General features: G+C 68.3%; 19 protein-coding genes. 6 read left to right on the top strand and 13 right to left on the bottom strand.

Annotated features, from left to right (window positions below):
* Positions 1-2 precede the first annotated feature (2 nt).
* The 3 genes from smpB to ftsE all read right to left on the bottom strand — a co-directional run bounded on the left by smpB (position 3) and on the right by ftsE (position 2,158).
* Entirely contained in the window at positions 3-485 is a 483-nt protein-coding gene (gene smpB / locus Pth03_RS08620) for an SsrA-binding protein SmpB (RefSeq protein ID WP_203943591.1), read from the bottom strand.
* Positions 486-554: 69 nt separating this feature from the next.
* Positions 555-1,454, bottom strand: a complete 900-nt coding sequence (gene ftsX / locus Pth03_RS08615) for a permease-like cell division protein FtsX (protein ID WP_203943590.1) — start codon at positions 1,452-1,454, stop codon at positions 555-557.
* A gap of 14 nt (positions 1,455-1,468) precedes the next feature.
* Positions 1,469-2,158, bottom strand: coding sequence for a cell division ATP-binding protein FtsE (gene ftsE, locus Pth03_RS08610; protein WP_203943589.1), 690 nt, complete (start codon positions 2,156-2,158; stop codon positions 1,469-1,471).
* Positions 2,159-2,332: 174 nt separating this feature from the next.
* Between ftsE and Pth03_RS08605 the strand changes: the two genes are divergently transcribed.
* Entirely contained in the window at positions 2,333-2,521 is a 189-nt protein-coding gene (locus Pth03_RS08605; protein ID WP_203943588.1) for an RING finger protein, read from the top strand.
* 4 nt (positions 2,522-2,525) lie between these two features.
* Here Pth03_RS08605 and prfB read toward each other — a convergent pair whose 3' ends face one another.
* Complete coding sequence (gene prfB / locus Pth03_RS08600) at positions 2,526-3,635, bottom strand: peptide chain release factor 2 (protein ID WP_203943587.1); 1,110 nt, start codon at positions 3,633-3,635, stop codon at positions 2,526-2,528.
* A gap of 82 nt (positions 3,636-3,717) precedes the next feature.
* On the opposite strand from prfB, the gene Pth03_RS08595 reads away from it, so the two are divergent.
* Complete coding sequence (locus Pth03_RS08595; protein WP_203943586.1) at positions 3,718-4,767, top strand: DUF8094 domain-containing protein; 1,050 nt, start codon at positions 3,718-3,720, stop codon at positions 4,765-4,767.
* A gap of 6 nt (positions 4,768-4,773) precedes the next feature.
* Here the strand turns inward: Pth03_RS08595 and Pth03_RS08590 are convergent, their stop codons facing one another.
* From Pth03_RS08590 to Pth03_RS08575, 4 genes are all read right to left on the bottom strand, one after another.
* Complete coding sequence (locus Pth03_RS08590) at positions 4,774-9,732, bottom strand: NAD-glutamate dehydrogenase (RefSeq protein ID WP_373318511.1); 4,959 nt, start codon at positions 9,730-9,732, stop codon at positions 4,774-4,776.
* Between the two features lie 31 nt (positions 9,733-9,763).
* Positions 9,764-10,585 (bottom strand): tryptophan 2,3-dioxygenase, encoded by an 822-nt coding sequence (locus Pth03_RS08585; protein WP_203943585.1) that lies wholly within the window; start codon positions 10,583-10,585, stop codon positions 9,764-9,766.
* 115 nt (positions 10,586-10,700) lie between these two features.
* Positions 10,701-10,898, bottom strand: a complete 198-nt coding sequence (locus Pth03_RS08580) for a zf-HC2 domain-containing protein (protein ID WP_203943584.1) — start codon at positions 10,896-10,898, stop codon at positions 10,701-10,703.
* Entirely contained in the window at positions 10,898-11,464 is a 567-nt protein-coding gene (locus tag Pth03_RS08575; protein ID WP_308442340.1) for a sigma-70 family RNA polymerase sigma factor, read from the bottom strand. The genes Pth03_RS08580 and Pth03_RS08575 overlap by 1 nt, the downstream gene beginning before the upstream one ends.
* Positions 11,465-11,592: 128 nt before the next feature.
* Between Pth03_RS08575 and Pth03_RS08570 the strand changes: the two genes are divergently transcribed.
* The 4 genes from Pth03_RS08570 (at position 11,593) to Pth03_RS08555 (ending at position 15,746) form a co-directional block, all read left to right on the top strand.
* Positions 11,593-12,180 carry a DUF4142 domain-containing protein gene (locus Pth03_RS08570; protein WP_203943583.1) on the top strand — a complete coding sequence of 196 codons (588 nt, stop codon included), beginning with the start codon at positions 11,593-11,595 and terminating at the stop codon, positions 12,178-12,180.
* A gap of 21 nt (positions 12,181-12,201) precedes the next feature.
* On the top strand, positions 12,202-13,317 hold the full coding sequence (locus tag Pth03_RS08565; RefSeq protein ID WP_203943582.1) for a DUF1996 domain-containing protein: 1,116 nt from the start codon (positions 12,202-12,204) through the stop codon (positions 13,315-13,317).
* A gap of 105 nt (positions 13,318-13,422) precedes the next feature.
* Positions 13,423-14,292, top strand: a complete 870-nt coding sequence (locus tag Pth03_RS08560) for a hypothetical protein (RefSeq protein ID WP_203943581.1) — start codon at positions 13,423-13,425, stop codon at positions 14,290-14,292.
* Positions 14,289-15,746, top strand: a complete 1,458-nt coding sequence (locus tag Pth03_RS08555; protein ID WP_239118859.1) for an NADH-quinone oxidoreductase subunit NuoF family protein — start codon at positions 14,289-14,291, stop codon at positions 15,744-15,746. Before Pth03_RS08560 ends, Pth03_RS08555 begins: the two co-directional genes overlap by 4 nt.
* 512 nt (positions 15,747-16,258) lie before the next feature.
* On the opposite strand, the gene Pth03_RS08550 is transcribed toward Pth03_RS08555, so the two are convergent.
* The 5 genes from Pth03_RS08550 to Pth03_RS08530 all read right to left on the bottom strand — a co-directional run bounded on the left by Pth03_RS08550 (position 16,259) and on the right by Pth03_RS08530 (position 21,108).
* Positions 16,259-18,181 carry an acetoacetate--CoA ligase gene (locus Pth03_RS08550; RefSeq protein WP_203943580.1) on the bottom strand — a complete coding sequence of 641 codons (1,923 nt, stop codon included), beginning with the start codon at positions 18,179-18,181 and terminating at the stop codon, positions 16,259-16,261.
* Between the two features lie 210 nt (positions 18,182-18,391).
* Positions 18,392-19,111: an HAD family hydrolase gene (locus Pth03_RS08545; protein WP_203943670.1), complete on the bottom strand. Its 720-nt coding sequence runs from the start codon at positions 19,109-19,111 to the stop codon at positions 18,392-18,394.
* Positions 19,112-19,224: 113 nt separating this feature from the next.
* The gene (locus Pth03_RS08540; RefSeq protein WP_203943579.1) at positions 19,225-19,857 is read right to left on the bottom strand and encodes an HAD family hydrolase; all 633 of its coding nucleotides are present in this window, start codon (positions 19,855-19,857) and stop codon (positions 19,225-19,227) included.
* Positions 19,858-19,902: 45 nt separating this feature from the next.
* The gene (locus Pth03_RS08535; protein ID WP_203943578.1) at positions 19,903-20,415 is read right to left on the bottom strand and encodes a DUF6912 family protein; all 513 of its coding nucleotides are present in this window, start codon (positions 20,413-20,415) and stop codon (positions 19,903-19,905) included.
* A gap of 24 nt (positions 20,416-20,439) precedes the next feature.
* Positions 20,440-21,108 (bottom strand): HAD family hydrolase, encoded by a 669-nt coding sequence (locus Pth03_RS08530; RefSeq protein WP_239118857.1) that lies wholly within the window; start codon positions 21,106-21,108, stop codon positions 20,440-20,442.
* Position 21,109 lies beyond the last annotated feature (1 nt).

Raw genomic sequence — 21,109 nt, 5'->3', positions numbered from 1 at the left:
GCCTAGCGGCCTCCCCGGCGGCGAACCGCGTTGGACATGGCCCGGGCCATCTCGCGGCTCGCCTGCTTCTCCATCAGAGTCTGACGCTTGTCGTAGTCCTTCTTGCCCCGGGCGATGCCGATCTCGATCTTGGCCTTCCCGTCTTTGAAGTACATCGACAGCGGGATCAGCGTCAGGCCGCGCTCCTTGAGCGTCGCACTGATCTTGCTGATCTCCTTGCTGTGGAGCAGCAGCTTGCGGGTGCGCCGCGCGGCGTGGTTGGTCCACGTGCCCTGGCTGTATTCAGGGATGTACACGTTGATCAGCCACGCCTCGCCGTTGTCCACCGAGGCGTAGCCGTCGGTGAGGTTGGCCTTGCCCGCACGCAGTGACTTGACCTCGGTGCCGGTCAGCACAAGCCCGGCCTCATAGGTGTCCTCGATGAAGTAGTCATGGCGGGCACGCTTGTTCTGGGCGATCAATTTCCGCCCGATCTCACGTGGCATACAGGGAGCCTACCGTTGACGCGGTGGGCGAAAACGACACGAGCCGAGGCTCGGGAAGTCGCCCACCGGTCACACGCGCAGATAACGACGGAGCGTGATGAAGGATGCGAGAACACAGATCACCACGCCGACGGCCATGGTGAAGGTGATCACTCCGGCCACCGTGTTCCACCCGAGGGGGACGGCCATGTACGACTGGATTCCCTCGAACAACAAGACCTTCGTGACGATCAGCAGGACCGCGGCGAAGACTCCGCCGATCAGGCCGGCGATCACACCCTCCATGACGAAGGGGAGCTGGATGTAGATGTTCGACGCACCCACCAGCCGCATGATGCCGGTCTCTCTACGCCGGTTGTAAGCCGAGAGGCGGACCGTGTTGCCGATCAGCAGCGTCGCCGCGAACACCATGAGGATGGCCACGCCGAGGGCCATGTTTCTGAGCTTGCTCAGGAAGCCGAAATAGGTGTCGAGGATCTGCCGCTGGTTGACGATGTTGGCCACGCCCGTCTGCCCCTGGATGCTCTCGGAGACGGCGGTCGCGTTGTCGGGGTTCTTGAGCTTGACGCGGAAGGACTCCGAAAGGTCGCCAGGCTGGATCACCGACAGCAGCAGGCTGTTGCCCTGCTGCGCCTTGAAGTTCTCGTACGCCTGGTTCTGGTCCTCGAAGTCGACCCGTTCGACCTCGGGCATGCTCTGAATCGTCTGCTTCAGAGCCGCCTTCTGGTCGTCGGTGAGCGGGGGCTTGTCCTTACAGGCCGGGAAGACGTCGTTCTTCTTGCACAGGAAAACCGACAGCTCGACCTTGTCGACCCAGTATCCCGTCATGGACGAGACCTGTGAGTTGATCATCAGTCCGATGCCGAGCAGCGCCATTCCGACCGCCACGGTGACGATGACGGCGATGGTCATCGTGAGATTGCGGCGAAGGCCGATCCAGACCTCGGAGAAGATGAAGTTGGCCCGCATGCTCCCAGTTACTCCTAATAAGCCTGACCGTAGACGCCACGCGACTGGTCGCGGACGATCTTTCCGTCCTCCAGCTCCACGACGCGCTTGCGCATGGAGTCGACGATGGCGGCGTCATGCGTTGCCATGAGGACGGTGGTGCCGGTCCTGTTGATGCGGTCGAGCACCTTCATGATGCCGATGCTCGTCGCGGGGTCGATGTTTCCGGTGGGCTCGTCCGCCAGGAGGATCATGGGCCGGTTGACGAAGGCGCGGGCCATCGCGACACGCTGCTGCTCACCGCCGGAAAGCTCGTCCGGCATGCGATGCGCCTTGCCCTCCAGCCCGACCAGCTCGATCACCTCGGGCACGACCTTGCGGATGAAGCGGCGCGGCTTTCCGATGACCTCCAGCGCGAACGCCACGTTCTCGTAGACGTTCTTGTTGGGCAGGAGGCGGAAGTCCTGGAAGACGCATCCGATACGGCGCCGCAGATGGGGCACCTTGAAGTTGGACAACCGGGAGAGTTCCTTGCCGGCCACGTGGATCGCCCCCGAGTTGGGGCGCTCCTCCTTCAGAACCAGGCGGAGGAAAGTGGACTTTCCCGATCCTGAGGGACCGACCAGAAACACGAACTCGCCCTTGTCGACGTCCACGCTCACGTGGTCGAGGGCAGGCCGGTTTTGGTTCGTGTAGACCTTGGTGACATTATCGAAATGGATCACGGGCGCATCACGGCAAGCCAGTCTAGGGGGTTGGACATCCAGCGCGGAGGGCGACCGTAAGTTCCGATCGACGCTCCGGTTGGCCGTAGCTCAGTCTAGGGGTAACACTGGCATGGAACGTCCATAACGGAAACAAAACGATTAGCCCCTGAGTTGCAGGGCGGTAGAGGTGCCATGAGCTGCGAACATCTGATCTGCGCGGCGTGCGCGGGCCCCGTTGTGGAGGGCCGGTGCCCCGTCTGCCGGGAGGGCCGCGCCAAGTTGCACCACCACGGATTCATGGGGCTGCCACCAGTGCTCATCGCGGTGGCGGTGCTCCTCGCGATCGCTCTGGTGGCGCTGTCCCACATCAGCGGCTACTAGGCCGCTAGTGCGCCTCCTGCCGGCGCATCCAGCGGATCTCACCCTCGATGAACTCGTCGAGGTCGCCGTCCAGGACTGCGGTCGGGTTGCCCGCCTCGACGCCGGACCGCAGGTCCTTGACGATCTGGTACGGGTGCAGGACGTAGTTGCGGATCTGGGTGCCCCACGACGTCGTGGTCTCGCCCCGCAGCTCGTTCATCGCAGCGGCCTCCTCCTGCCGCTTGCGCTCCAGCAGTTTCGCGGACAACACGGCCATCGCCGAGGCCCGGTTCTGCAGCTGCGACCGCTCGTTCTGGCAGGAGACCACGATGCCGGTCGGGAGGTGCGTGATCCGGACCGCGGAGTCCGTGGTGTTCACGCCCTGGCCGCCTGGGCCTGACGACCGGTAGACGTCGATGCGCAGGTCGTCTTCGTTGATGTCGATGTGGTCGGTCTGCTCGACCACGGGGACCACGTCGACGCCGGCGAAGGAGGTCTGGCGCCTGCCCTGGTTGTCGAAGGGGCTGATCCTGACCAGGCGGTGCGTGCCGTGCTCGCCGCGCAGCGTGCCGTACGCGTAGGGGGCCTTGATCACGAACGTGGCCGACTTGATGCCGGCCTCCTCCGCGTAGGAGGTGTCGTAGACCTCGGTCGTGTAGTTCTTGCGCTCGGCCCACCGCAGGTACATGCGCAGGAGCATCTGCGCCCAGTCGGCCGCGTCGACGCCGCCGGCCTGCGAGTTGATCGTGACGAGGGCCTCACGGGCGTCGTACTCGCCCGACAGGAGGGTGCGCACCTCGAGCGCCCCGACGTCGGCCTTGAGGGAGGCCAGCTCCTTCTCCGCCTCGGCCAGCGCGTCCTCGTCGCCTTCCTCGGCGGCGAGCTCGAACAGGACGGGCAGGTCGTCAAGGCGGCGGGCCAGGCCCTCGACCCTGTTGATCTCGCCCTGGATGTGGGACAGCTTGCTCGTGACCTTCTGCGCCTGCTCGGGGTCGTTCCACAGGTCAGGCGCGGCAGCCTGCGCCTCCAGTTCGGCGACCTGCTTGTGCAGGGCGTCGAGGTCGAGCACGTCCTGGATGCTCCTGAGCGTGCCGGTGAGCTCGTTGATCTCTTCGGCTGGATCGATGACTGCCACGTCTGTAAAGGGTACGCGAACGCGGGACCCTGTCTGGTCCCGCGGCTCGGTAGCATGTGGATCCTTGTACTAGGAGGATGGCGTGAACGGGGTCGCTCGGAGTGCGCTGGCCGTGGCACTCCTCGCCGGTACGGCCGCAGCCTGTTCGAGCCCGGCTCCCGCCAGGCCCTCGGCGAGCCCCGCTGCCGCGACGTCGAGCGCGCCCGCGGCGAGCCCCAGCCCGGAGGCGCAGGCCGTGACGGTCCAGGAGGCCACCAGGGCGCTCAAGACGTTCCTGGCGACCGACGACGTCCTGCGGTCGGCAGGCGCGGACCGGTGGACGCTCGCCCTGACCCGGGACGGGCAGCGCCCGATCACTGCGGCCCAGATCCACTCGTACGGCGCCACGCCCCCGCATTACTCCTGGACGCGTCCCAGGGTCTTCGTGCCCCGGCAGGGCGCCAAGACCCCCCTGCAGTGGTTCGCCGCGACGGCGGAGCGGCACAGCTCGTCGGGCGAGGTCCGCACCGCCGTCCTGGCCTTCACCCGGCCGAACCCGAAGTCTCCCTGGCAGAACAGCTTCGAGTCGCTGATCTACCCGGGCGACAAGCCGCCGGACGTCAGCCTGGACGCCGACGGGTACGCCACGGCCCTGGACTCGCGTGACGAGAGCATCGCGATCAGCCCCAACCTCATGGGACCGCTGCACGCGACCGTGGCCGAGGACGGCCCGCGCGGGTTCGCCTCAGGGCTGATCGCCCCGGGCCCGCAGACAACGGGATACTCCGCGGACATCGGCGCTGCCAAGGAGAAGGCGCAGTCCGACGACGGCATGCAGTACCAGAGCCTGTTCGCCGTCGCCACGACCTACCCCGTCTTCGCCCTGCGGACCGAGGGCGGAGGCGCGCTGATGCTGTACACCCTGATCCGCACCTCCACCTGGTCGCCGAGCCAGGGGCTCATGTTCGCCAAGGGGCGCCCGGTGACCGTCCCGGCCCAGGCCCGGTGGATGCTGAAGGACCCGTTCATCATCAACGAACGGGTGATCGAGGAGACCCAGCAGTACGTGAGCGCGGTGCCGCCCAAGGCGTCCACCGCGCCCGCGTACGTCATCGGCTACGACGGCCTGGTGACCAAGGCCACCACCCGCTGACCTCCCCTACTCCGCGTGGGGGAGGTTGCTGGTGGCGACCAGGGTCCTGATGGCCCGCAGCGCGACCGACAGCGTGGCCAGGTCGAAGGTGTCGCTCTCCCAGATCTCCGACAACGTCTGCCTGGCCCGCGTCACCGCGGCCTCGTTGGCCTCCGACCAGCTGGCCAGCCGGTCCTCCGGCGACAACCCGGGCTCGCTGTGGATCAGCACGTCGCGGGTCAGCGAGGCGTGGGCCGCATAGAGATCGTCGCGGAGCGCGGACCTGGCCATCGAGTTCCATCTGCTGTCGCGCGGCAGCGCGATGACCCGTTCCCTGAGCCGGGCGAGCTGGAGCCGGTCGGCCAGGTCGAAGTAGACCTCGGCCACCTCGTCGACGGGCCTGCCGGTGAACGAGGAGATCTCCACCAGGTCGAACGTCGAATACGCCGGCACCATGGAGGCCACCCGCTGGGCCAGGTCGTCCGGCACGCCGCGAGAAATGAAGGAATCCCTGCGCTCCTCGTAGGCCACCAGGTCGAGACCGGTGAGCAGCTTCGGCAGGTGGGGCAGCAGGCCGTTCGAGCCCTCGACGAGCGTCTTCGCGGTGGACGCGAGGTCGAGCGGGGGCCTGCGGTTGCCGAGCAGCCACCGGGTGCCGCGCTCGGACAGCTTGCGGCTCTCGAAAAGCATGGACAACTGCGTGCGCGCGTCGACCTTGTTGTCCAGCGCCTCGACCTGCAACCGGAAGTCGGCCAGGTCGAACACCTCGCGGGTCACCAGATAAGCGCGGACGATGTCGGGCGTCGAGGCGCCGGTCTCCTCCCCGAAGCGGAACACGAAGCTGGTGCCGCCCGCGTTGACCATGTCGTTCACGACCCGGGTCGTGATGATCTCCCGGTGCAGCGGGTGGGAGTCCATGTACGAGCGGAACCGGCTGCGCAGCGCCGACGGGAAATACGAGACGAGCCATGACGCGAGGTAAGGATCGTCCGGAACGTCCGAGGCCAGCAGCTCGGCGTCCACCACATGCTTGGTGTAGGCGAGGAGGACGGCGAACTCGGGCCCGGTGAGGCCGAGCCCGGCCTGGCGGCGGTCGGCCAGCATCTTGTCCGATGGGAGGAACTCCAGCTGCCGGTCGACCAGCCCCGCCCGTTCCAGGCGCCGCAGGTAGCGCGCGTGGATGTGCAGCATTTCGGAAGCCTGCTTGCGGGAGGCGGCGAGCACCACGTTCTGCGCGTAGTTGTCGTCGAGGACCAGCTCGCCCACTTCGTCGGTCATCTCGAGGAAGAGGCGGTTGCGCTCCTCGTCGGTCATCTCGCCGTCGCGCACGACCTGGTTGAGCAGGATCTTGATGTTGACCTCGTGGTCGGAGGTGTCCACACCGGCCGAGTTGTCGATGAAGTCGGTGTTGACCAGCCCGCCGCCCAGCGCGAACTCGATGCGGGCCAGCTGGGTGAACCCCAGGTTGCCGCCCTCGCCGACGACCTTGCAGCGCAGGTCGGCGGCGTTGATCCGCAGGGAGTCGTTGGCCTTGTCCCCGACGTCGGCGTGCGTCTCGTTCGTCGCCTTGACGTAGGTGCCGATGCCGCCGTTCCACAGCAGGTCGACCGGGGCCTTGAGGATGGCGCTGATCAGGTCGTTCGGCGCGAGCGCCGTCACGTTGCCGGCGATGCCGAGCGCGGCGCGCATCTGGGGCGAGACCGGGATCGACTTGGCGGTCCTCGGCCAGACGCCGCCGCCCGCGGAGATGAGCGCCGGGTCGTAGTCGGCCCAGGAGCTGCGCGGCAGCGCGAACAGGCGGCTGCGCTCGGCGAAACCGCGTTCCGCGTCCGGCGACGGGTCGACGAACACGTGCCGGTGGTCGAAGGCCGCGACCAGCCTGATGTGCCGCGACAGCAGCATGCCGTTGCCGAACACATCACCGGACATGTCGCCGATGCCGGCCACGGTGAAGTCGGTCTCCTGGACGTCGACGCCCATCGTGCGGAAGTGGTACTTCACCGACTCCCACGCGCCCTTGGCCGTGATGCCCATGGCCTTGTGGTCGTAGCCGACCGAGCCTCCCGAGGCGAAGGCGTCGCCGAGCCAGAAGGCGTATTCCTTGGACATCTCGTTGGCGATGTCGGAGAAGGTCGCCGTTCCCTTGTCTGCCGCCACCACAAGGTAGGTGTCGTCCCCGTCGTGCCGTACGACGTCAGGCGGGGGCACGACCTCGCCCGCGACGAGGTTGTCCGTCAGGTCGAGCAGGCCGGAGATGAACTGGCGGTAGCAGGCGATGCCCTCGGCGAGCTGCTCGTCGCGGCCGCCCGCAGGCGGGCGCTTCACGACGAATCCGCCCTTGGACCCCGTGGGCACGATCACGGTGTTCTTCACCGTCTGGGCCTTGACCAGGCCGAGGATCTCCGTACGGAAGTCCTCCATGCGGTCGGACCAGCGCAGGCCGCCGCGGGCGACCTTGCCGAAACGCAGGTGCACGCCCTCGACCCTGGGCGAGTAGACGAAGATCTCGTACTTCGGGCGCGGCAACGGAAGCACGCTGATCGCCTGGGGGTCGAACTTCAGCGAGATGTACGGCTTGCGCCTGCCGGAGACGAAGTGGCTGCCGCCCGCCCCGCCCTCGCGGCCGTCGTCTCCCCCGTGCTGGAAGACGTTGGTCCGCAGGGTCGCGTTGATCATTTCAAGGTAGGCGCGCAGGATGCGGTCCTCGTCGAGTGAGGCCACCTCGTCCAGGGACGCGAGGATCTCCTCGTTGAGGGCTTCGCAGACCTCGGTCCCCGCGTCGTCGGGCCTCCGCGGGTCGAGGCGCGCCTCGAAGAGCTGCACCAGCAGCCTGGCCAGCCGCAGGTTGCCGCGCAGCACCTTCTCGATGTAAGCCTGGCTGAACGTGCTGCCCGCCTGGCGGAGGTACTTGGCGTACGCGCGCAGCACCTCGGCCTCCTCCCAGGTGAGGCCGGCGGCCAGCACGAGCGCGTTGAATCCGTCGTTTTCGACATCTCCGCGCCACAACGCCCCGAAGGCGTCCTGGAACAACCGCTTGACCTCGGCGGCGTCAGCCTCGGCGGGCACGGTATAGCGCAGGCCGAAGTCGTAGATCCAGGCGTCCGGGGTGTGGCCGTCGCGTTCCCGTCCCACCTCGTAGGGACGCTCGTCGACGACCTCCACGCCCATGCGCTGGAGCAGCGGCAGCACGCGGGACAACGAAATGGGGGCGCCCAGCCGGTAGAGCTTGAACCGCCGTTCGCCCTCTTGCGCGCCTTCCGGGAGGTACAGGTTCATCCCGATCACCGAGGGGTCCTCGGCGAGCTCCTCCAGCCGCTTCAGGTCGGCGACGGCCTCGGTGGGCTTGAAGTCGGCCTTGTACCCCTCGGGGAAGGCCGTGCCGTACCGACGGATCAGGCGGGGCGCGTCCTCGCGCGGGGACAGCTCGGCGATGGCGTCGGCCAGGTCGTCCTCCCACGAGCGCGTGGTGGCCGCGAGACGCTGCTCCAGTTCGTCGAGGTGCTCCGGGAGCCGGCCGAGCGGCTTGCCGCGCTCGCCGCGGATCACGACGTGCAGCCGGGCCAGGGCGGCCTCGCCGATCATGGTGCTGTAGTCGAGGGTGGAGCCGCCGAGCGCCTCCATGAGCAGCCGCTGCATGCGCAGCCGCACCTCGGTCGTGTACCGGTCGCGGGGCAGGAAGATCAGGCAGGAGATGTAGCGGCCGTAGTCGTCGCGGCGCAGGAAGAGCTTGACCTGCCTGCGCTCGCGCAGGCGCAGCACGCCGAGCGCGATGGGGAGCAGCTCCTCGACGGAGATCTGGAACAGCTCGGCGCGGGGGTAGGTCTCCAGGATCTCGATCAGGTCCTTGCCGTCGTGGCTGTCCGGCGGCAGGCCCGCCCGGTCGAGGACCTCGCCGAGTTTGCGCCGGAGCACGGGGATCCGGGAGATCGACTCGTTGTAGGCCACGTGGGTGAACAGCCCGAGGAAGCGGCGCTCCCCGATCACCTCGCCGTCCGGGGAGAACAGCCGCACGCCCACGTAGTCGAGGTACTGGGGGCGGTAGACGGTGGCGCGGCTGTTGGCCTTGGTGATGATCAGGACCTGCTTCTCCCTCGCCTTGGCCCGCATCTCGGGCGACATGGCGGCGAAGCTGTCCGACCCGGCCTTGTCGGCCCGCAGGATGCCGAGCCCGGTGCCCGGGACCGCCCGCAGGCTCTCCCCGCCCTCGCTCTGCTCCAGGCGGTACTCCCGGCAGCCGAGGAAGGTGAAGTGGCCGTCGGCCAGCCAGCGCAGCAGCTCCTGGCTGTCCTCGATGCCCACGGGGTCGAGCGGCGGCGGATCGGCCGACAGCTGGTCGGCGGTCCGCACGGCCAGGGCCCGCATCTTGGCGAAGTCTTCGACGGCCCAGCGCACGTCCAGGAGCACTCGCTGCAGGTCGGTTTCCAGCTGCTTGAGCACGGCGGGGTCGGACTGGCGGTCGATCTCGATGTGCATCCACGACTCGCGCAGCTGCTGGCCGGAGACCGCCTCACGCCCGGCGACGTCCTCCTCGCCCACACCGGCGACCAGCGTGCCCGTGACGTCGCGGCGCACCGTCATCTGCGGGTGAACCACCAGGTGCGTGCCCAGCCCGTGCCTGTCGATCTCGGTCGTCACCGAGTCGAGGAGGAACGGCATGTCGTCGGTGACGATCTGGACGACGGAGCGGCCGGGGTCCCACCCGTCCTCCTCCGGCTCCGGGGTGAAGACCCTGACCGTCGCCCGGCCCTGGGGGCGGTGTTCCGCCAGTCGCCGGTGCGCCAGGGCGGGGCCGTACACGTCGACGGGGTCGCGGCCGGCGAGGTCCTCGGCGGTCACGTGCCGGTAATAGCGCTGGAGGAAGGCGAAGGTCTCCTCCGCCTCTCCCGACGCCTCGGCGAACCGTCCGGCCATGCTGTCGACCGCGGTACGGAGAAGCTCGTTCAGCGCTTCGGCATCGTGCGAATTCTGCGCTATATCGAGCGGCATGTCGCTACTCACTCCTTTGTGAGTTTTGTGGTTAAAGCCAGGCCCTTAGTTCCCACAGCAGGGGAAAGAACTGCAGCCGCGTGCGTCCGCGGAGGTACGGCGCCCCGGACGATCCTCCGGTGCCGGACTTGGTGCCGATCTGGCGCTCGACCATCTGGACGTGCCGCATCCGCCAATGTGCGGTCGTCTCGTCGTGTGTCAGCAGATCCTCGGCGAGTTCCCACAGATCGTCGTACGATCCGCGATCTCTCGCCACGGCCAGCAGGGAGTCCATGATCTCCTCGTCGGAGACGGCCAGGCCACGCTGGGAAAGTGCGGTGAGGTAAGCATCCCATAGCGTGGGCTCGGCCAGCCGCCGTCTCAACCTGGCGAGTTCCTCCTCGCCGGCGTCCCTCAGCCGGGCGAGGTAGCCCTCTTCCTTGAGCCCGGAGATGAACTCCAGCTCGCGGAACTGGACCGACTGGAATCCGCTGGCCGGTGCGAGCACCGACCGGAACTCCAGGAAGTCCTGCGGCGTCATGGTCTCCAGCACCTGGACCTGCTCGACCAGGACCCGCTCGACGGCGTGGACCCGGCGGAACAGATGCCGCGCACGCCACAGGGCGCCGTCGATCATGGCGTCCCTGATGCGCTCGAGCTCGTGCAGGAGGAGCTTGAACCACAGCTCGTAAACCTGGTGGATGGTGATGAAAAGCAGCTCGTCGCTCGCGCCCGACTGAGGATCCTGCTGCGCGAGAAGGTCTCTCAGGCGAAGGTAGTCGCCGTAGGAGAGGCGGGCGCCTTCCTCGCCGAAATTGTGCGGAGTTGGCAGGGCATCCCGGCTCGGGACATGCCGATCCGGTATCGAAGCCATGCGCCGCTCCCCCGGAGGCGTGATCCATTCCTGTCCCCATTGACAGGAAGTGGGGCGCCACCGCACCCGATATCACCCCAAAACGCCCCATACGTCAACTTAACGCACGACAGGCTCAGGGGTATGTCCGCTCGGAGTCAACGGAGTCGAGCTTGAGATCCTCGAGCATATCGAGGGTTTCACCGGCGTCCAGCAGTTCTCGTCTGCAGTCCGCGCATTCGTCGAGGTGGGCCTCGAATGCTTCCACGTCGCCGTCGTCGAGCACTCCCAGGGCATAGGCGGCCACATCGAAGTGGTGCGACGACGCGGACATCAGCCGGCCACCCCCCTCTCTTTCAGTGCCGAGCGCAGGGCGCGCATGGCATAGAAGAGTCTTGACTTCACCGTACCCGGCGGTATCCCCAGAATCTCCGCCGCCTCGCTTACCGAACGGTCCCGTAAATATGTCTCTTCGATAACTTCACGATGCTGGACCGAAAGCCCGCGCAGGGCGTCGGCCACGACGATCGCCGCCAGTGTGCGGTCGGAGCCGTCCGGCACGGCGATGGTGTCCTCTTCCGGGGCCTCCACCTCTCTGGGCCGCACACCCCGCCTGCGGCGCCCGTCGATCACGATCCTGCGGGCCACGGTCAGCAGCCACGCCCACAGCAGGCCGGGCTCCCAGGTCAGTTTCGCGGAATTTCGCCAGGCGCGAACAAGGGTCTCCTGGACGACGTCCTCCGCCCACTGCAGGTCGTTGCCGGTCGTCTTCCGTACGTGACGCAGCAGCGGACCACCGAACTCCCGGTACAGCTCCCTGATCAGACGATCTTCTCGATCAGGTTGGTCGTGGTCGCGGGAGGCCAGACGCACGAACCGGTTGTCGAGTTGTCGACGCACGGCCACATATTTGCATCAGTTTTCCTTCGGCGTACTCGACTCACATAACTCCAGTCATTTCTGACTATTTCCTGAACCGGCTGGCGCAGCGCCGCGTACCTCCGACCGACGTCACGAAAGGAGGCACGATGCGGTTCCGGTTTGGGGAACTCCTGGTGTTCGGCGTCTTCCTCTTCTCCGCGGCCGTCGCGGTCGTCGTGGTCGTCCCACGCAGCGAGGCGGCCCAGGTGGGCTGGACCCAGACGCAGTGGGGCCCGCTCGGGCCGGCCGACCGCGAACTGCTCGTACGGGTGCGGTGGGCCGGGCTCTGGGAGATCCCCGCCGGACGATGGGCGCAGGACCGCTCCGACAGCGACAAGGTCAAGGACGTCGGCATGCACCTGGTGACCGACCACACCAAGCTCGACGCCGAGGTGCGCGCGCTGGCCGACAAGCTCGGCGTCCTGCTGCCCGACGAGCCCAACCCCGACCAGCAGGCGTGGCTCGCCGAGATGGCGTCGGCCCGCGGGCCCGAGTTCGACCGAATCTTCGTCGACCGGCTGCGCAGCGCGCACGGGAAGGTCTTCACGTTCGTCGCCGCCGTACGGTCCGGCACCCGAAACGAGCTGGTCAGGCAGTTCGCCTCCCGCGCGAACAACGTGGTCATGAAGCACATGTCCCTGCTGGAGAGCACGGGCCTCGTGGACTACTCCACGCTCCCCACTCCTTCGGTCTAGACAGGTTCAGGAGTTACCACCATGCGAAAACGGTTGATGCTTGCCGGTGTCGGCCTCCTGCTGGGCAGCTCGCTCGTCGCGCTCGACGTGCCCGCCGCCTCCGCCCACTGCGACCCCGCGGCGCAGGGGCACGAATGTGAGGATGTCGGGCCCTTCCTCGAGGACTTCGCCGACATCAGGAAGGTCCCCCGGGGCAACACGGGTGTGCGCGCGGGGCGGGGCTCCTTCGTCTCGCAGTGCGGCAGGAACGAGAACGGCCACTTCAACTCCGACAACCACATCGTCGCCCCCGGCGTGTCCAACGGTGCCCACCACATACACGACTACGTCGGAAACCTGACCACGAACGGGTTCTCCACCGACGACAGCCTGGCGGCGGGCGGCACCACGTGCAGGCTGGGCGACAAGTCGACATATTTCTGGCCTGTGCTCAGGAGCCGGACCGGCCTGACGTCCGCCGACGCCCCCGAACCGTCCGAACCGGCCCCCGCTTCGCCGTCCGCGCCGGTCTCCGCTGCACCGTCCGAACCGTCCGCGCCGGGCCTCGCGGACCAGGCGGCGGCGACGTCCCGCTCCGGCGCCCCCGCTCCAACCGGAGCCGAGCCGGGCGAGGCCGAGGGGAACATCGGGAAGATCCTCCGACCGCGGCAGGTGCGGCTGGAGTTCCGCGGCAACCGCTTCAGCCGCGTCGTCGCCATGCCCCGGTTCCTCCGAATGATCACAGGAGACGCCAAGGCGGGCACCAACGGCCCCGCCAACGCGCGAGCCCAGTGGACGTGCTCGGGCTTCACCGACCGGACCACCACCAAATATCCGCTCTGCCCCCGCGGCAGCATGGTCCTGCGGATCCTCGACTTCCCCAGCTGCTGGGACGGGCAGAACATCGACAGCGCCAACCACAGGACGCACGTCGTCTTCCCGGCGCCGAACGGCGCCTGCCCCGCGGGAACCAGAGCGATCCCGCAGCTGCGCATGACGCTCGGATACACGGTGAACCGCGGCGCGTCCTTCGCTGTCGACAGCTTCCCCGAGCAATTGCACAACCCCCTCACCGACCACGCCGACTTCGAGAACGTGATGCCGAGCCGGCTGATGTCGATGGTGGTCAGCTGCATCAACCGCGGCCGCCGCTGCTGACCCCTCCCGGACGTGCCGTTCCCCGCCCGGTCCTTCCCCGGGTCCACACCGCCTGAGGGCGGGGCACGGCACCCCGAATCCCCGAACCATCCGACGGAGGAATCCTTGCCCCACCGACGCGTTCCCCGGCACACCCGGCCGGACGCGGGTCTGGATCTCGGCAACCGAGACGTGCGTCTCGGCCTGGGCGCCACGGTCACCGTGGTGATGACCTCGGCGATCCTGGCCGCACACCACGGCATCGGCGCGACGTTCCTGGACGCGGCCCGGACCTTCCTGACCACCTACGCGGGCGTCGTGTCGCTCGTCGCCCTCACCGTGACCGTCATGCTGGGACTGGCGGCGGGCGAACGGGTCGTGCTGCCGATCCCCCTGCGGATCCGCGCACAGCTCCTGCACCGCGCCGCCGCCCTGGTCGGCGTCGGATTCCTGGTCACCCACATCGCGATGAAGATCGCCGCCGGGCTCGTCCCCGCGTACGGCTCGGTCGTCCCCACCACATCCGTGTACGTCGGTCTGGGGGCCGTCGCCTCCGACCTGATGATCGTCATCGTCGCCACCGGGGTGATGCGGGGCAGGTTCGCCCGTGCCGAGCGGCCCTGGATCTGGCGGGTGGTCCACGACCTCGCCTACTTGGCCTGGCCGATCTCCATCATCCACGGCCTCATGGCGGGCAGGCCGCCCGCAGCCTGGGTGGTCTGGAGTTACGTCGTCTGCCTGGTGGCGGCGGGCTCGGCGCTGCTGATCCGGGTCATGGCCGCGTTCCGTCCCGCCCTCTCGGCCGCCGGGGCCGACGCCGCCGACATGACGCAGACCCAGCCGATACCCCGGGCCGTGCCGAAACACGTGCCCAGGGCCGAGCCGAAGGCCGCACCGCGCCCCGTCAGCCTGCTCGGCCGTACGGGCACCGACGGGTCGCCGGCCGCCGCACCGTCGCACCGGGCCGGCCGTACGAAGCTCAGGAGGATCGTGTGATCCCCTACCGGGTGTCCAAGGTCAGGCGGCTCGGCCCGGCGCGGCTCACCGCCGGGCTCGACGAGCATCGCAGACTCGATCTGGACGCCCACCGCTCGTTGCACGGAGAGCCGCCCGCCGCGCCCGCCGACTCGCTCATCACGATGGCCGAGGACGTCGACCTGCGGGGGCGCGGCGGCGCCGCCTTCCCGTTCGCGCGCAAGCTCCGCGCGGTCGCCGCCAAGTCCCGCAGCTCGGAGACGATCGTCCTGGTCAACGGCGCCGAGGGCGAGCCGGCCAGCATGAAGGACAAGACGCTGCTCACCCGCACGCCCCACCTCGTGCTGGAAGGCGCACTGCTGGCAGCCGGCGCGCTCAACGCCAGGCAGGTCGTCGTCGCCGTGGCCGCGGGCGACCTGGCGGAGGCGTCGGTGACGGCCGCCGTCGCCGAGCGGGACCTGCACGGCGTCGTACGCGTCGCGGGCATCCCCGAACGGTTCATCTCCGGCGAGAGCGGCGCCCTGATCAAAGCCGTGAACGGCGAGGCCGGCATCCCTCCCGGGCGCAAGACCCGCTCCAGCGACAGTGGCGTCGACGGCCTGCCGACCTTGCTCTCCAACACCGAGACCTTCGCCCAGCTCGCCGTGCTGGCCGAGCTCGGCCCGGACGACTACGCCTCGGTGGGCACCGTGCAGGAGCCGGGCACGATCCTGCTGACCGTCGGCGGCTCGGCCGTCTTCCCCGCCGTCGTCGAGGTCACGCCGGGCGTGCCGCTGCCGGCCGTACTGGACATGTGCGAGGCGGCGATCGGTGACGGCGTGCTCGTCGGCGGATACCACGGGGCGTGGCTGCCCGCCGCCGAGGCGTACGGGGCGGTCGTGTCCCGCCGGGGCATCGCGCAGGCCGGAGGCGAGCTCGGGGCGGGCATCGTGGTGCCGCTCGGCGGTGAGACGTGCCCGCTGGGCGAGACCCTGCGCGTGGCGCGATATCTGGCCGAGCAGTCGGCCGGGCAGTGCGGGCCGTGCCGGCTCGGGCTGCCCGACCTGGCCAGGGCCTTCGCCGAGCTGACCGGCGGAGCGACGAACGGCGCCGAACTGGTACGGCAGGCCGCGGCGGCCGTACGCGGGAGGGGGGCGTGCTTCCACCCTGACGGGTCCGCCCGTTTCGTCCTGTCCGCGATCGAGGCGTTCGCCGACGACGTCGAGGAGCACCGGGCCCACGGGACATGCGGGCGGCCGGTGCTCGAGATGTTGCCGCTGCCGGCGTCCGAAAGAGCCGAGACCCGGCTGGCGGTCGACTGGTCCCGCTGTGAGGCGCACGGCTTGTGCGCCCATCTGGCACCCGATTTGATCAAGCTGGACAAGCACGGCTTTCCGGTCGTCGCCGAGGGTGGCGTTCCCCCGTGGCTGGCAGGCCAAGCCCGCAAAGCCATCGAGATGTGCCCCGCCCTGGCCCTCCGCCCCACCCACGGTTGATCACCCATTCTTGGGCGTGATCATGTTTTTGGGGCGTGACCACGCAGACAAATTTGGGTGTGATCATGCAGCCAATTTGGGCGTGATCATCATGCAGAAGTGGCCGTGATCATGCAGAAGTTCGGCAGAACTCCCAGCACGCTGCACCGCCACCCCCGCGTGATCATGCAGAAGTTCGACAGGCCGCCCAACATGCTGAGAGAACGCCTTCCGTGATCATGCAGAAGTTCGGAGACATCCCCAGTGACGTGCACATTCTCATTTCGTGATCATGCACTGTTCTAGCAGGTGCATGATCACGAAAGACATCCGTCCAGCTCGTACGGCACGCCACCGAAGTACTGCATGATCACGAGACCGATTCGCGCAGCTCAGACGGCATGTCATCGAACTTCTGCATGATCACGAGAACGGTTTGCGCAGCTCGGGGGACATGCCGTCGAAGTTCTGCATGATCACGCGCAGATGGGTGGACACCCCCAAGGGCCCACCCCCAAGGTGGGCCACGAGGGTCAGGGGGTTGGGGGGTGGAAATGCCGGAGGACTTCGGGGTTGGCCATGGCGTCGGGATTGGCGGCCTGCTCCACGGGTGTACCGAGGAGGATCTTCCGTACCGGGATCTCCAGCTTCTTGCCGGACAAGGTCCGGGGGATGCCGGGAACCTCGTGAATCTCGTCGGGCACGTGCCGGGGCGACAACTCGGTGCGCAGGGCCGCCTTGAGCCGGCTCACCAGGTCGTCGGACAGGGTCGCGCCCGCGGCGAGCGTGACGTACAGCAGAAGGCGTCCTTCCTGCCCGAGCCGCCCGGTGTCGATCACCAGGCTGTCGGCGATCTCCTCGAAGCGCTCGACGACCCGGTAGAACTCGCTGGTGCCCATCCGGACCCCTCCCCTGTTGAGGGTCGAGTCGGACCGGCCGTAGATGACGCAGCTCCCGTCCGGCTGGATCTTGATCCAATCGCCGTGCCGCCAGACGCCGGGGTAGTCGGCGAAGTAGGACTCGCGATACCGCTCGCCGGTGGGGTCGTTCCAGAACATGACCGGCATGGACGGCATGGGCTCCGTCACCACGAGTTCGCCCACCTCGTCCACCACGGAGGCGCCCGACGGGTCGAACGACTCCACCTTGGCACCGAGGCATGCGCACGGGATGACACCGGCCCTGACCGGCAGCGACGGCACCCCGCCGACGAAGCCGGTGCACACGTCGGTGCCGCCGGAGAACGACCCGAGTTGCACGTCGGCCTTGACGTCGGAGTACACCCACGCGAAGCCCTCAGGCGGCAGCGGCGACCCCGTGGAGCCGATCCCGCGCAGCCGCTCCAGCCCGGCCGGCTTCAGACCCGCCTTCATGGAGGCCACGATGTACGGCGCGCCCGTGCCGAAGTAGGTGACCTCCTCCTCGTCCGCGAGCCTCCACAGGGCGTCGGGGCCGGGATGGGCCGCGCTGCCGTCGTAGAGGACGACGGTCGCCCCCACGAGAAGGCCGCCGATGAGGTAGTTCCACATCATCCAGCCGGTGGTGGTGTACCAGAAGAACACATCGCCGTCGCCGAGGTCCTGGTGGAAGGACAACGACTTGAGGTGCTCCAGCACGATCCCGCCGTGCCCGTGCACGATGGGCTTGGGCAGCCCGGTCGTGCCCGAGGAGTAGAGAACCCACAGGGGGTGCCCGAACGGCACCTGCTCGAACTCGAGCTCCTCCGCATCGCCGTGAAGGTCGTCCCAGCTCAGCGCAGCGGACGTGGTCTCGGCACGGGTGCCGAAGCAGGGAATCCACACGGTCGCGACGAGGCTGGGCAGCTTGGCGGCGATCTCGCCCACCACGTCCGAGCGGTCGAACGACTTGCCGCCGTACCGGTAGCCGTCGACGGCGATGAGGACCTTGGGCTCGATCTGGGTGAAGCGGTCGGTCACGCTCGGGGCGCCGAAGTCCGGCGAGCACGAGGACCAGACGGCTCCCAGCGAGGCGGTGGCGAGGAATGCGATCAGGGCCTCGGGGATGTTGGGAACGTACGCCGCCACCCGGTCGCCGCGCCCCACGCCCAGCCGGACCAGCCCGGCCCGCACGGCCGCGACCTCCCTCCGGAGTTCGCCAAGGGTATAAGTCCGCCTATTTCCCGACTCATCGCGAAAAATCACAGCTAGGCGGTCGGCGTCCCCGCGCAACGCATTGGCGGCGTAATTGATCGTGGTCCCTGTGAACCATTCGACGCCGGGCATCGTCCCACTGATGACGGGCCCGTCACCACGCTCCCCCAAGACGTCGAAGTACTCCCAGACAGACGTCCAGAAGTCAGCCGGATGGTCGACCGACCATTGCCATATGTCCTGGTAGGACCCTGGGTGCCCGACCCATTCTGCATAACGGGTCACCCGGGCGTCACGGACGATTTCCGGCGTTGGTTCCCAGAGCAGCGCGCCTTCCTCAACCATGAGCCCATCCTTACGAGGTCACGGCCGGATGTCACCGTCACCGCCCACATAGAAACAGCAGTTCATATGTGTGCCGCAGGTGGTCCGCGGCGATCCAGGTCTCCGACCCCGATCGCCCGTCTGAGCCCGAGGCCGGCCGTGGTCAGCGAGGCCCGCGCACGGCGTCAGGTTCCCCTCCTGTACGGCACGCAAGACGCCGAAATGCGGTGCTCAGCCGGCCTTGCGGTCCACCGGGCTGGTCAGGCGTGCGACAGCCGCCACGACCTCCGAGGCGTTGGTCAGATCGGGCAGCACGATGTCGGCCCCCGCCTCGTGCAACTCGGCCGCCATGGACCGGCCGGAGGCGACGGCGATGACCGACGCCCCGCCGATCCTGGCCGCCTGCACGTCACGGGTCGAGTCTCCGATGAGCACCGTGTTCTGCGCGGTGAACGGCACGCCGTGCTTGTCCTTGGCCCTGCCCTGCGCCACCTGGAGCAGGGTCGCCTTGGGATAGACCTCCTCGCCGTAACCGCCGACCTCGAAGTCCACCCACTTGTCCAGGCCGAACGCGGTCAGCTTGTGTACGGCGTTGCCCTTGATGGTGCCGGTGAGCACCGACTGCACCACCCCGTCGAGCCGTGCGACCGCCTTGAGCGCATCCTTGGCGCCCGGCATCGTCCGCCCTTCCTTGGCCAACCGCTTGTGCTTCGACGCGAAGCTGACCGCGAGCGCGTCGAGGAACCGCGGCAGGTGCTGGTCTTCGACCACGATGCCGTTGATCGCCAGCGTCTCGAAGATGATCTCGGAGTCCGGGCGGCCCATCGCGGGCGCCAGCTTGACCAGAGGTCGCCCGGTCACCATTCGGAACGCGTCCGCATAGGCGTCCCGGGTGACGATGGTCACGTCGACGAGGGTGAGATCGACGTTCCAGAGAACGAGACGGTTAATCGTGGCCTCCGTGGGGGATTCGGCGTGCCTCGTGCCCAAGGGTACGGCCGGGGCCCCGGCTTGAGGACCCTCTCATGCCGAGGTCGCACCACAGGGGCGAGAGCCGTACGAAATCAGACGTGGCCGAGCGCCTCGGAGAGCGAGTCGACGACGGGGAAGCCGAGAAGCTCCAGCTCCGAACGCCGCGTCATGCCTCCGGTGTAGAGGATCGCCCGCGCCCCGACGTGCTGGGCCGCGTGCCCGTCGTCGACGCTGTCCCCGATGACGACGACGGTCTCCGGGTCGAGGGCGAGGGCCCGCAGGTGGGCGACCATGTGTTCGGCCTTGGTGCCCCCGGAGGCCGCGCGCAGTCCGTCGACCCGGCTGAAGTGCCCGCCGATGCCGAACTCGCCGACCTTGGGGACCAGCCGGTCGTGTGCCCACATGGACAGCAGCGACTGCGTGCTGCCGGAGCCCTCCCATTCGCGGAGGCAGGACAGGGCGTCTTTGGCCAGCTCGCACGCCAGCATGAGCCGGTGGTAGTGCTCGTGGAAGGCGACGTCCAGCCGCTCCCACTCGCCCTGTTCGAGCGGGCGGCCGAGCATGCGCTCGTAGGCCACCCAGATCGGCCGCGTGTAGACCTCCCGGAAGGAGTCCGCGTCGAAAGGGGCCAGCCCGTAGGGGAGGAAGACCTCGTTGGTGGCCCCGACCACCGCGTCGATGTCGTGGAACAGCGTGCCGTTCCAGTCCCAAACTATGTGTGTCATATCGCTCTAGAGCTTACGGGTGAGCTGTGACAACTCCGTGAACGTTCACCGTCGGCCCAGCAAGTCGGGGATTTCCTGCGTGGCGTACCACATGAGCTCGTGGTCCTCGGCGCCGTCGACGACGAACCGCGCGTCGTCGTCGCCGCGGTCGGCGGCGGCGATCGCGGCGACGGCCGCCTCGACGTCGGGAACCGCCGCGGGGTCGTCGACGTGGACGGAGGCGAGCTCGGCGATCGGCACCGACTTCAGCAGCCGCACCCGGGCGCGCTCCTCCAGGTCGACGCCCGCCGTCACGGCGCTGTCGGGCATGTCGGCCGCGACGACGACCCGCCGTGCCGCGACCTCGACCCCGTCGGCCCGGTCGGCGGCCAGCATGCGCAGCGACGCGCGGGCCGCCTCGGTCAGCGCGACGTATTCGAGCTCCTCGGTGTCACCCGAGGCGTACCACTCGACGAGCGCGGGGGTGACGGCGAACCCGGTCAACGGGGCCGGTCCCAGCTCTCCGGCGGCGACCACCTCGGCCAGCGCGGCAAGCGTGCACGGCAGGTATACGCGCATGCGTCTCTCGACTCTCCTCCGGGCTCACGCCCGGAACGGCAGGCTGAACAGCTGCTCCATCGCGCCGATCGTGGTGATGGCGTCGCGATGGTGGATGCCGACGATTCCGAGCGCCTCCGCGGCCTGGATGTTGGCCTCGATGTCGTCGATGAACACGCACTGCTCCGGTTCCAGGCCGACCAGCCCGAGCGCGTGGTGGAAGATGCGCGGCTCGGGTTTGCGCATGCCGACCTCGCCGGAGATGACGACGGCGTCGAACAGCCCGTCCCAGCCGTCGCGGGGGTAGTCGTTGGCCCATGAGTTGGACAGCAGGCACGTGCTGATCCCCGCTGCCCGCGCCCGGCGCAGCATCTCGTTCATCTCCTCGACCGGCCGGAAACCGGCGAACATCCGGGCGAGCAGCCCCTCCGCCACCGGCGGCACCCCGTCGAGGGTCAGCAGGCGGGCCGCCAGGTCCCGTTCGAAGTCGGCCGCGAGCACCTCGCCGCGCTCCAGCGCGTGAATCGGATTCTCCGCTCCGTCCTCCCCCGCCTCGTACGCGTGGAGGACGAGATCGCGCATGACGCCGCGGTAGTGCCCGGCGTCGATGCCGTCGGATTCGAGCCAATGCGTGATGGAGTCGCCCAGGCTCGTGGTGAGGACGCCGCCCCAGTCGATCAGCACGCCCCTGAGCGCAGGACCTTCAATTGACACG

This window comes from Planotetraspora thailandica (genome assembly GCF_016863335.1).
Taxonomy (GTDB): Bacteria; Actinomycetota; Actinomycetes; order Streptosporangiales; family Streptosporangiaceae; genus Planotetraspora; species Planotetraspora thailandica.
Note: the sequence above shows the minus strand (reverse complement) of the source record. Positions and strands in the feature narration are given on the sequence as shown.